Source organism: Gracilimonas sp. (assembly GCF_035704785.1).
Taxonomy (GTDB): Bacteria; Bacteroidota; Rhodothermia; order Balneolales; family Balneolaceae; genus Gracilimonas.
Window position 1 is genome coordinate 1 of record NZ_DASSWP010000066.1, and the last position, 8,986, is coordinate 8,986.

9 protein-coding genes are annotated in these 8,986 nt (G+C 41.5%); 4 read left to right on the top strand and 5 right to left on the bottom strand.

Annotation, left to right across the window (positions count from 1 at the left end):
- The 4 genes from VFM80_RS03700 to VFM80_RS03715 all read left to right on the top strand — a co-directional run.
- A partial coding sequence (locus tag VFM80_RS03700) for an undecaprenyl-diphosphate phosphatase (RefSeq protein WP_395069675.1) occupies positions 1-451 on the top strand: 451 nt, incomplete at its 5' end.
- 105 nt (positions 452-556) lie between these two features.
- Entirely contained in the window at positions 557-1,075 is a 519-nt protein-coding gene (locus tag VFM80_RS03705; RefSeq protein WP_395069677.1) for an NADH-quinone oxidoreductase subunit J, read from the top strand.
- Between the two features lie 2 nt (positions 1,076-1,077).
- On the top strand, positions 1,078-1,380 hold the full coding sequence (gene nuoK / locus VFM80_RS03710) for an NADH-quinone oxidoreductase subunit NuoK (RefSeq protein WP_395069679.1): 303 nt from the start codon (positions 1,078-1,080) through the stop codon (positions 1,378-1,380).
- A gap of 97 nt (positions 1,381-1,477) precedes the next feature.
- Positions 1,478-2,671: a tetratricopeptide repeat protein gene (locus tag VFM80_RS03715; protein ID WP_395069681.1), complete on the top strand. Its 1,194-nt coding sequence runs from the start codon at positions 1,478-1,480 to the stop codon at positions 2,669-2,671.
- Between the two features lie 7 nt (positions 2,672-2,678).
- On the opposite strand, the gene VFM80_RS03720 is transcribed toward VFM80_RS03715, so the two are convergent.
- The 5 genes from VFM80_RS03720 to VFM80_RS03740 all read right to left on the bottom strand — a co-directional run bounded on the left by VFM80_RS03720 (position 2,679) and on the right by VFM80_RS03740 (position 8,896).
- Entirely contained in the window at positions 2,679-3,806 is a 1,128-nt protein-coding gene (locus VFM80_RS03720) for a BamA/TamA family outer membrane protein (protein WP_395069682.1), read from the bottom strand.
- A 162-nt stretch (positions 3,807-3,968) separates the two neighbouring features.
- Positions 3,969-5,696: a Na(+)/H(+) antiporter subunit D gene (locus tag VFM80_RS03725; RefSeq protein WP_395069684.1), complete on the bottom strand. Its 1,728-nt coding sequence runs from the start codon at positions 5,694-5,696 to the stop codon at positions 3,969-3,971.
- A complete protein-coding gene (locus VFM80_RS03730) occupies positions 5,686-5,901 on the bottom strand; it encodes a hypothetical protein (protein WP_395069686.1) in 216 nt (71 codons plus the stop codon). The genes VFM80_RS03725 and VFM80_RS03730 overlap by 11 nt, the downstream gene beginning before the upstream one ends.
- 2 nt (positions 5,902-5,903) lie before the next feature.
- Positions 5,904-7,388 carry a monovalent cation/H+ antiporter subunit D family protein gene (locus tag VFM80_RS03735; RefSeq protein ID WP_395069688.1) on the bottom strand — a complete coding sequence of 495 codons (1,485 nt, stop codon included), beginning with the start codon at positions 7,386-7,388 and terminating at the stop codon, positions 5,904-5,906.
- 14 nt (positions 7,389-7,402) lie between these two features.
- Positions 7,403-8,896 (bottom strand): complex I subunit 5 family protein, encoded by a 1,494-nt coding sequence (locus VFM80_RS03740; RefSeq protein ID WP_395069690.1) that lies wholly within the window; start codon positions 8,894-8,896, stop codon positions 7,403-7,405.
- Positions 8,897-8,986: the final 90 nt, after the last annotated feature.

Sequence of the window (8,986 nt, forward strand, 5' to 3'; positions counted from 1 at the left end):
ACTGGTTTCTATTATGCTGATCGTGACCGGGGTGATCTTATTTTTAACACGTTTTGTTGGAGAAACAACCAATTCAATAAACCTGCCGAATAGTTTTGTGATAGGTTTGGCGCAAGCCTTTGCAATGATCCCGGGAATTAGCCGGGCGGGGTCAACAATATCTGCTGCGCTATATTTGGGAGTGAAAAGGGAAGACGCCGCAAACTTCTCATTTTTGATGGTAATTCCTGTAATTGCAGGGGCAATGCTACTTCAAGTTGTAGAAATGATTGAGATCGGAGTAAGTGATGCGCAAATGCTAAGCTTAATAGTTGGTTTTTTTACTGCACTTATCTCCGGTTACTTTGCCTTAAAGTATCTGATCATCATACTTAAGAAAAAAGGATTTCACTATTTTGCTTACTATTGTTGGGCAGTAGGGGGTGCAGGGCTTGTTTACTTTTTGGCGTAATGATTATTCATTAAAAAAATCGATAAATAACAAAAAATTGCACCGTCAGTTCTTGAAGGCGGAACCAATTATGGCTACCTTTGTCGCTCACAAAACAGAATATTTATGATCGTTTATTTATTCATCATGTTGGCAGTTTTAGCCGTTGGATCAGCTTTGGCTATGGTAATCAATAAAAACGTGGTTAACAGCGCTCTTTTCCTCGTTTTTAACCTCGTTTCATTAGCAGGAATATTTCTGATCCTGAATGCACAGTTTTTGGCTATTATACAGATCTTGGTATATGCAGGTGCTATTATGGTGTTATTCCTTTTTGTCATCATGCTGTTGAATGTTGAGGACGAAGAAAAGTTATTCGATAAATTCAGAATTAAATATTTTCTCACCTTTTTCTTGGCTATTGGAGTAATGGGGCAGATATTTTATAGTTTTGCAGGTGTAACCGAGCTTCTTCCCGCTATATCTGAACAGATGGCAGCCATAGGCACGGTAGAAGCAGTAGGTGATGTCCTCTATACAGATTATTTGTTGCCGTTTGAACTAACAGCAATATTACTTACTGCTGCAGTGGTAGGTGCTTTAATGATTGCTCAGCATAAAATCAAAAGAATAGAAGAGATTTAATTATGATAGGAATTGATTGGTTTTTAGGACTAAGTGCTATCATGTTTACTATTGGTATTATTGGCGTATTAATTCGCCGGAATGCCATCGTGATTTTTATGTGTGTTGAGTTAATGTTGAATGCTGTGAATTTGTCGTTGGTTGCTTTTGCAAGTCATCACGGAAATATTGACGGACTAATTTTGGTATTCTTTGCTTTAGCGGTAGCTGCAGCTGAAGCAGTTGTCGGACTGGCGATCATTATTGCGATATTCAGAAATAACTTAACAGTGGATGTGAGTAAGATTAATGTGCTACGCTGGTAAAACCCTGGATACACATTTTATTTTTGTTTAAAGCCGTTCTGATATTCAGAACGGCTTTTTTTTTAATAGAAACTTTTCGCTCAGTATTATTACTTTCATGAAAATTATAACAAAAGGAAAGATCATGCTATTCAGGTTATCCATACTCCTAATTTCAGTCACCTTGCTAATAGGCTGTAATTCTTCTGAGAAACTTTTACAGAAGGGGCAATATGACAGGGCCATTGATAAAGCGGTAGAAAAGCTCCGTAAGAAACCAAATGATGAAAACGAACTATATGTATTGAAAGAGGCATATGTCAAGGCAAACAGCTTTGACATGGACCAAATTGAGTTTCTGGAAAGAGAAGGAAGAGAAGAAAATTATGTAAAGATCTTTCTTTTATATGAGCGATTAGATAACAGACAGGACCGAATAAAAACACTCCCTACTTCTTTAATGAGTCAGTTTACAATAATTGATTACGATGAGCAGCTTATTGAGTCTAAGTCACAAGCTGCAGAGATTTCTTATGAGAAAGGGTTGCAATACTTAGAGCAGGGTGGAAGAGAAAATGCTCGAAGGGCTTATTATGAATTTGAGAGAACTAAGAGCATTTATTCCGATTACAAAGAGGTAAATCAAATGCTTCGGGAGTCTCAATATTTAGGCACAAATCAGGTTTTGTTCGTTATTGAGAATAATTCGCAAGTGGTTTTGCCGGGTCGTTTTGATACTGAATTAAAGAAAATAGGAATGGGCGACCTTAACGATCGATGGATTCAGTACAGCGTGTTTGAAGATGAGGATCAGCAGTACGATTATTTCATTGTCCTGAATATTAATAACATTAATGTAACCCCTGAACGCGTAGAAAGAGAAAAAACTACTGATACTAAAGAAATACAGGATGGAATGAAGTATGTGCTGGATGAAAGGGGTAATGTTACAAAAGACTCTCTCGGTAATGACATCAGAGTTCCAAATATGATAACAGTTGAAGCTGAAGTTTCTAAAGTACGACAGGTGAAAGAGACAATGGTAGGTGGAACACTTGATTATATTGATCTGCGCACCGATCAGTTAGTTAAAACGGATAATATTGCTGTCACGGCAGTTTTTGAACATACATCAGCTACATATTCAGGAGATGAGCGTGCTTTATCAGAAGCATCAAAAGTTATGGTTAACTCAGAAATGGTTCCATTTCCAACAAACGAAATGATGCTTATCGATGCTGCTACTTTACTTAAAGAGCAGGCAAAAGAAATTATGTTTCGTAACCGCAGGTTGTTGAGTTCAACATATTGAAAGAGGACTAAAACATATAACCGGCGGTAAAATAGATGCCATAGCCTTCTTCAGAGAAACCAATATCTCCCCTAAAGATAAAATTCTCGTTGAAGAAGGAACTGAGTCCACCAAATCCGTAAGTGTATTTGAGGTCGCTGAATATGTTATCGATGGCTGTTCCATTGGAATAAGTTCTTCCGATATCAAAAAATAAAGTTCCTCCCAAACGTACCTCATAAGCAGGGAATTCAAAAAGCCAGGACCTAAGTTCAGTATTCATGAAAACAACATTATGGTCTCTGAACCGATTCTCAGGATAGCCACGCATGCTTTTTTCTCCGCCAAGCTCGGCCAGTTTCCAATAGGGTAGTGTGCCAGAAGAGTGTTGGAATGATAGGCGGTTGGCAAAAGTGATCTTACGAATGAAGTGAAAAGATGTATAAGCTCTTGCTTCAGATTTTAAAATGAAATAATCGGATGAGCTGCCGTAAAATTTCTGTCCTGTTTCAATACCTACTCTGCCGTAAATTCCACGGGAAGGAGTAAACTCATTATCTCTGCCTTCCCATATAAACCCTAAACCTAAACCTGCTGTATGTGAACCTTCAATTCCAGTAGGCTGATCCTGGGTGATAAAGCGGTTGTTCTCATTTCCCCACGGAGTAAAATAATCGAAATTTACTACACCAAAAATATCGAGTTGTTCATTATTGGAAGTTATAATAAGGGGGCGTCTTAAAATGAATTCAAAACCTGTTGAAAAAGAATTGTAGTAATAGTAGTCAGGATTTTGTTCAGGAGGATCATTCAATTTTTGGTAATTACCGATACCATAATATTGATTTTTTAAAAATCTTGATATGAAAACTTCCGACGTGAGACGCTGATCAGAATTAAATATGTCAGGTTTATCAAGAAAGGCAGAGGAAGAAATAAGTCCTTTGGTAGAAACTAAGATATTGGCATTGAAGTAGGAATAAAAAGGCTGTGTGTTATTCCGGAAATGATATCGGCTTATGATCCCACCTCCAACCAGCCCGAGGTCAGAGTTATAAGCTAAAGCCGGCATAAAAGCTGTCTCTAATGTATCCGTTATTATTACATCAGAACCTGAATTATTCTCTTGGCCTAAAGTGACAAATTGATACATCATTGTGAAACCAATGATCAGAATCAGAGTTTTGCAAGAAGGAATTTTGGTGCTTTTTATATTCAAATTTTAGGGGATTAGTAGAAAATATGTATAGCTCTGAAAGGCGGTGACTGAAACTCAACTTACAAGCCAACAAAGAAATTATAAATTAAAATAGCATCTCTAAAGTAATACTACCAAAATAGCTACTAAAAACCCGAAGAGTATAAAAGCAAGTGCGGCACTCATGGAGGCTGTGAATCCGTCAGACTTCACTTCTCTGCCTTCGGCAGTAAAAGCCGGAAGCATGTATCTGATTGGGTTTTTGGATAACACAGAGAGCTTTTTAGCAAGTTTCATTGTTACATTTTCCGCAACCCCGAACAAATCATTAGGGGTTTTAACAAATACGGCACGAACTATGGCTGCAGGGCGCCGATAAAACCAGTCGGTATCCAAAGATATGGTGGCGGAAACGTTGAGATGTTTCTTCAGAAACCAGAATCCAACAAAGGCAAGTATGAGTATCTGTGTCATCTCCACGAAGTTGTACACAGAAAATGGCTGGAAGTCGGTTGGATAAGGAAGCTGACTGTAAAGCAATTGCGGAGCTACTCCAAACAGGATACAGAATGATGCGCCTATTCCCATAGCCACTTTCATATTCATAGGAATGGACGAAACTTCAAATTCACTTTTCTTCTCAGCAAACCAGGTGAAGTAAGGAAGTTTAAGACCGGTATGAAGGAATGTTCCGATGGTTGCGATCAGTAAAAGCAGGATCGGCCATTCGAGATGGGCATCACCAATAGCTCCTGAAATCATGGTTTTACTTACAAATCCGTTTAGGAATGGCATTCCTGAAATGGATAAAGCTCCAACCATATAAAGACCGACAATCAGCGGCATCTTTTTAGCAAATCCGCCCAGCTCGCTCAACTTACTGGTTCCGGTAGCATGAATAACAGCACCGGCCGCCATGAAAAGCAGAGATTTATAAATGATATGATTGAAGGCGTGAGCTGTAGCACCGTTGAGTGCGAGTTCACTGCCAATACCGATGGCCGTAACCATATATCCGATCTGACTGATAATACTGTAGGCCAGAATTTCGCGAATGTCGTTCGAGAGAAGGGCGTAAATAGTTCCGTAAATGGCCATGATCACTCCAACCCAGATCAGGATCTCCCAGCCGGGGAAGAGACGGATCATCACATACACGGCAGACTTGGTGGTTAACGCACACATAAAAACTGCACCTGTAATGGTTGCTTTGGGATAGGCATCAGCCAGCCATGCATGGAGCGGAGGGACGGCTGTATTCAGCGCGACTCCCAATAACATAAAGATATTGGCGGCTGTGTAAGCGGGTTCGATGCTTTCGATGTATAAAGAACCTCCACTGCTGAGGTGCAATAAAATTCCTGTGAACAATAAACTCCCGCCAAAAATATGAACCAGTAAATAGCGCATTCCGGCTTTGGCAGATTCTTCAGTTTCTCTTGCCCAGATCAGGTAAGCCGAAGCCGCAGCCATAATTTCCCAAAATATAAACAGAGTGAAAAAATCTCCGGCAAAAGTAACTCCCAAAGCACCACCGGCATAAGCCAAGGCTGAACTTTGTTGTCCAAGATCTTTGATATGAAAAGCATACACTCCACCTATGACGGTAATCAGTGCAAATATAATTCCGAAGATCCTGCTCAGTCCGTCTACGGCCAAAAGTTCTAATTCATAGCTGGCAAAGGGTACTTGAAGAAAGTTCCCCTCCGGCATCGTCCAAATCATCGCGAGGGCAACCAACGGAAAGGTGATAAAAGCCGTGGTTCTAACACGCTCCGGTAGCAGTGGAAGTACCAAAGCTCCCAAAATAAGAATAACAGCAGGGACAGAAAGAAGCTCAAGCATCATAATAGTCTTCGTCGCTTAAGATGAAAATTTTACCTAATCCTTTGGAAATAAAAATTAATGCTGCACATCCGACTCCGCCCAAAAGTGCATAAAATGCTGGGACATGATTCCACCAATGGGAGGCATAATCCGCGAGATAGGTGAACTCCAGAATCAAGCTCGCAATAAGTAAAATACCAAGTGCTATCCAGTGCCAGTTTTTCATAATTACAATGGATTAAAAATTGTGGACGCTATCGAAGTGGCCATATCGAAGAAATTGAAGAACAGATCGGGATTCAATCCAAATAAAATGGAGAGGATCGCTGTACTGAATAAAGGAACCACCATAAAAGGTGAGGCCTCCGTATGGCCTTCAAGCTCAGGACCTCCTTTGCGGAAATATGCGCGGTGGATGATGGGGAAAAAATATCCAACATTTAACAATCCACTGACCACTAAAATGATCACTGGAAGTATCATTCCACCTTCCAGTGCTCCGGAGGCGAGATACCATTTACTTACAAATCCGTTTACCGGAGGGATTCCAGCCAATCCCATGGAGCCGATGGTAAATGCAGCCATGGTCCATGGCATTACTTTGGCTATTCCGTTCAGGTCGCTGATATTCTTTTTATGCAAATTAACCATAATGGCACCTGCACAGAAGAAGAGGGTGATCTTCATAGTGGCGTGAAAAGAAATATGCATGATACTTCCGATCAACCCTGTTTCGGTCAGAAGAGCAACTCCCAGTACGATGTAAGAAAGATGTCCTACGGTGGAATATGCCAGTCGGCGTTTCAAATTATCTTGTGCAAAAGCAAGCAGGGAAGCTACAATTACGGTGAACCCGGCCAGTACCATCAAAATATCGTTGAGGTCGAATTCAGCCATCACCTCTGGGCCAAAGATAAATCCAACCACACGGATCACGCCAAATACACCAGATTTTACAACGGCTACGGCGTGAAGTAAGGCACTAACGGGAGTGGGAGCCGCCATCGCCGAAGGCAGCCAGCTATGCAAAGGCATGATACCGGCTTTCACCCCAACACCACCAAGAAACAGGATGAAAATAGTAACGGCCATGGTTTGAGAAAGCTCAACGCCATCAAAGATACCGCCTGCTTTAAAGTCGAGTGTTCCGGTGAGGGAATAGGTGACTCCTGCTGCAGCGATCAAAAGAAGTCCGGCAGTCAAAGTGTAAGTTAAATACTTACGTCCGGCTGCAATACCTTTTTTAGTTTCGCTATGTATAACCAATGGGTAGGTTGCCAAAGTCAGCATCTCGTAAAAGATGATGAAGGTTAACAGGTTGCCGGAAAAGGCGATCCCAATAGTGGAACTCAAACAAATGGCAAAACTGGCGAAGTAGCGGGTCTGCTTTTTCTCATGGTGACCACGCATGTAGCCGATGGAGTAAAAGGAGGTAAAGATCCAAAGTCCGGAGGCAATGAGTGCAAAGAACACCCCAAAGGTATCCGCTTTGAGCACCAGCGAAAGATTCGGGGCAATTTCAAGAAGCTCTAACTCAATCACATTTCCTTGAAGAGCAGAGGGAAGTAGGGTTAGAACCAGCAGGAATTTGATCACCCCGGCCAGGATGGTCCAAAACTCGCGTAGATTAGGTTTTTTTGAACTCAGCAAGATGAACGGTACCGCAGCCAGCGATACAAGAACAGCATATAAAGGGATGTACGTAAGATCCATCGTTATTTATCTATTTAAAATCCTGCCGGAAACATGGTGAAAATTACATTTACGATATACACATTGAAAATACCTATCAGCAACAGCCCAATCGCCATTACGGCCATGGGGAACATCATAGTGAAACCGACTTCGTTGTTCTCGATAGATTCAGTTTCTTCGGATGATTCTGCTTCGGGATTGTTGAGATATACTTTTTCTAAAATTCGGAAGAAATACACGGCATTCAGTAACGAACTGATCAAGATCACAGCGAGTAAGATCCAGTTACTGTTCTCAATAGTTCCCAGTGCGAGGTACCATTTTGAGAAGAATCCGGCGAGGGGCGGAAGTCCAACCATGGAAATAGCTGCGGTGGTAAAAGCAGCCATCGTCCAGGGGTATTTCTTGCGATAGCTGTTATCAAATTTCGTAATGAGGGAATGTCCTGCTTTTAGCCTCATGTTTCCTGAAACGAGGAAGAGCAGGGCTTTCATCATGGCGTGATTTAAAATGTGAAGTACGGCTCCTATAAATCCAAACGGATTTGCCAGGCTGATTCCCATGATGATATATCCAATCTGTGAAACTGAGCTGTATGCGAGCATCTTCTTCATCTCGCTTTGAGCGATAGCCATGATAGAACCGTAAAGAATTCCAATCCCCGCAAAAATCCCAATGATGGTGGTGACCGGCAGCTGATCATCAATCAATTCAATGCCAAATAAGAAAAGTAAAATTCTTAACAAAATGTAAGCCGCTACTTTGGTCCCAATAGGTGCGATCAAAGCGGTGGAAGTAGAGGAGGCGTAGGTATAAGAATCCGGTAGCCAGCCATGGAGTGGGAATAATGCCGCTTTCACTCCGACACCAATTACCATTAGAATGAGTGCTGCGATAACGGAAGAATGTCCGATAACCTGTGGCAACATCGCGTGCATGTCAATAATATTTAGCGTGCCGGTGACGGTGTATAAAAATCCAACGCCTAACAAATATAGCGAGCCACCCACGGTTCCTATAATCAAATATCTGAAAGCCGCATAAGGAGCTCGTTTCTCTCCAATGGCAATCAAAGCATAACTGGAGAGGGAGGAAATTTCGAGGAAAACGTAGAGGTTGAAAAGATCGCCGGTAAGCACCATTCCGTTGAAGCCGAGCATCAGCAGCATGGAGACGGTGTAGTACGCCATTTTCTTTCCGGGGAATTCGACCTTGCTGATCTCTTTGGAATGCATGAGCACCAGGAAGGCAATGGCATTTATTACCAGAACGATGAAAGCTGCTAAACCATCATATACAAATTCGATTCCGATAGGAGGAGCCCATCCACCGAAAAAATACCGAATAGTTTCTCCGGTTTGGATATAGTTGATGAATCCCCATGAAGAGAAAAAGGTAGCAATACCGGTTCCAAGCAGACTCAGATGCCAGATGATCTCACGTTTCCAAAGTGCGATGACTGGAATCAGAATAGCAAAAAAGATGTATGTAACGGGTATTAACGCCGGTATTTGGGATCCAATCATTGAATCTTATCTAAAAGTTCTTCTTCGTTGAGGGTGCCGTAGCGATTGTAAATATTGATGATCAGCGCAAAAGCCACACCTAAAGTTGCC

Coding starts and splice junctions, on each gene's coding strand:
- VFM80_RS03705 (WP_395069677.1), top strand. CDS start 557: ATGATCGTTTATTTATTCATCATGTTGGCAGTTTTAGCCGTTGGATCA.
- nuoK (WP_395069679.1), top strand. CDS start 1,078: ATGATAGGAATTGATTGGTTTTTAGGACTAAGTGCTATCATGTTTACT.
- VFM80_RS03715 (WP_395069681.1), top strand. CDS start 1,478: ATGAAAATTATAACAAAAGGAAAGATCATGCTATTCAGGTTATCCATA.
- VFM80_RS03720 (WP_395069682.1), bottom strand. CDS start 3,806: ATGATGTATCAATTTGTCACTTTAGGCCAAGAGAATAATTCAGGTTCT.
- VFM80_RS03725 (WP_395069684.1), bottom strand. CDS start 5,696: ATGATGCTTGAGCTTCTTTCTGTCCCTGCTGTTATTCTTATTTTGGGA.
- VFM80_RS03730 (WP_395069686.1), bottom strand. CDS start 5,901: ATGAAAAACTGGCACTGGATAGCACTTGGTATTTTACTTATTGCGAGC.
- VFM80_RS03735 (WP_395069688.1), bottom strand. CDS start 7,388: ATGGATCTTACGTACATCCCTTTATATGCTGTTCTTGTATCGCTGGCT.
- VFM80_RS03740 (WP_395069690.1), bottom strand. CDS start 8,896: ATGATTGGATCCCAAATACCGGCGTTAATACCCGTTACATACATCTTT.